Source organism: Acidaminococcus sp. CAG:542, from assembly GCF_000437815.1.
Taxonomy (GTDB): Bacteria; Bacillota; Negativicutes; order Acidaminococcales; family Acidaminococcaceae; genus Acidaminococcus.
In genome coordinates this window covers 1-1,817 of record NZ_FR902078.1, presented here as the reverse complement: position 1 = coordinate 1,817, position 1,817 = coordinate 1, and the positions used below count along the sequence as shown (strand labels likewise).

General features: G+C 59.4%; 2 protein-coding genes. Both read left to right on the top strand.

Annotation, left to right across the window (positions count from 1 at the left end; all coding sequences use genetic code 11):
* Nucleotides 1–566: epoxyqueuosine reductase (locus tag QVO43_RS05915; RefSeq protein WP_288174618.1), on the top strand; the 566-nt coding region annotated here is incomplete at its 5' end.
* Nucleotides 567–582: 16 nt separating this feature from the next.
* A complete protein-coding gene (locus QVO43_RS05910; protein WP_022487629.1) occupies nucleotides 583–1,791 on the top strand; it encodes an HD domain-containing protein in 1,209 nt (402 codons plus the stop codon).
* Nucleotides 1,792–1,817 lie beyond the last annotated feature (26 nt).

Genomic DNA, 1,817 nt, shown 5'->3' with positions numbered 1-1,817 from the left:
AGCTGGCCATTGTGGATACCTCCCCTCTGGCGGAACGGGACCTGGCGGTCCAGGCCGGACTGGGATTTCTGGGGGACAACGACTGCCTCATTAACGACACCTGGGGTTCCTGGTGCTTCATTGGGGCAGTGCTCACCACCCAGCCTCTGGAGCCGGACCGGCCTCTGGAACGGAGCTGCCGCCACTGCGGGGCCTGTGCCCGGGTCTGTCCCGGACAGTGTTTCCAGGGAGGGACCTACACCTACCGGACCTGCAAATCCTACCTGACCCAGAAAAAAGGAGAACTGACCGAATCAGAACAGGCTGTCCTCCGGAAAACGCCCCTGATCTTCGGCTGTGATGAATGCCAGCGGGTCTGCCCCCACAACCAGCAGGTGCCGGAAACTCCTCTGGCAGAATTCCGCCGGGACCGTCTGCTCCGGCTGGACCGGCAGGATCTGGCAAACCTGACCAACCGGCAGTTCCGGGAACGGTACGGATCCTATGCCTTTGCCTGGCGGGGGAAAAAGCTCCTGCTCCGGAACCTGGAACTGGTGGAACAAAAGGAACAACAGGAAAGTCAGTGAACACAGGAGGTGTCCTATGGCAAATATCCAGACCATCCCGCTGCCCCGGGATCTGATCCAGTTTGTCTTTGAAGCGGCCTACATCCAGCGGTGGAACGATCATATCCGGCCCCAGGGCTTTACGGAGCTGGACAAACAGGCTCACAAGATGATGATCCTCTATGTGCTGGCCCGGTATGAGGAACAGGACCATGGAGCCAGCCTGGACTGGCAGGTGCTGGTGGAAGGGGGCATCTTCGAATTCCTCCACCGGGTGGTGCTCACGGACATCAAGCCCCCGGTATTCCACGAGCTGATGGAAAAAAGCGGCGCCCGGCTGAACCAGTGGGTGTACAAGGAACTGGTACGGCGGGTGCCGTCTCTGGCCGGCAGTCTCTTTATGGCCAAGATGGAGGCCTATCTGGACGGAGACAGCCATCCTTTGGAGAAACAGCTGATCCGGGCCGCCCACTACCTGGCTACGGAATGGGAGTTCCGGATCATCTACCGGATGAACCAGGGGATTTTCGGAGTGGAGGAAATCAGGGAGCGGATCGCCGACAACATCGAAGACCATTACAACCTGGCAGGGGTCCAGAAAATTGCCATGAACGGGAAGACCCGGAAGTTCGTGGATCTTATCGGCAAGCTCCGGTTCCAGAAGCGCTGGTCCCAGTCTCCCCGGGTGCCGGAAACTTCCGTCATGGGCCATGTGCTGGTGGTGGCCATCATGGGGTACTTCTGCGCCCTGTCCATGGGGGCCTGCAAGGGACGGCTGGTGAACGATTTCCTGGGCGGCCTGTGGCATGACCTGCCGGAAGTGCTCACCCGGGACATTATTTCTCCCATCAAAAGGTCCATCGAAGGCCTGGACGAACTGATCAAGGACATCGAACAGCGGCAGATGGAGGAAATCCTGCTGCCCCTCCTGCCGGCCGCCTGGCATGAGGATATCCTGAATTTCACCGTCCATGAATTCGATAACAGGATCCGGGAAAAGGGAAAGGTCCGGCTGCTGGCGGGGGATATCCCGGAAGCATACAACCGGGATGAGTACAGCCCGGTGGACGGCCGGGTGCTCAAGGGCTGCGACCATCTGGCGGCCTTTATGGAAGCCTGGCTCAGCATCCAGTGCGGCATCACCTCCTCCCATCTGGCAGGGGTGGTGGAAGAACTTCCCCGGGCCTACCAGGGAAAAATCATCGGCGGCGTCGATTTCGGGAAGATCTATGAGCAGTTCCGGTGAAATGTGTGCTGCACGTTATGTGCAGC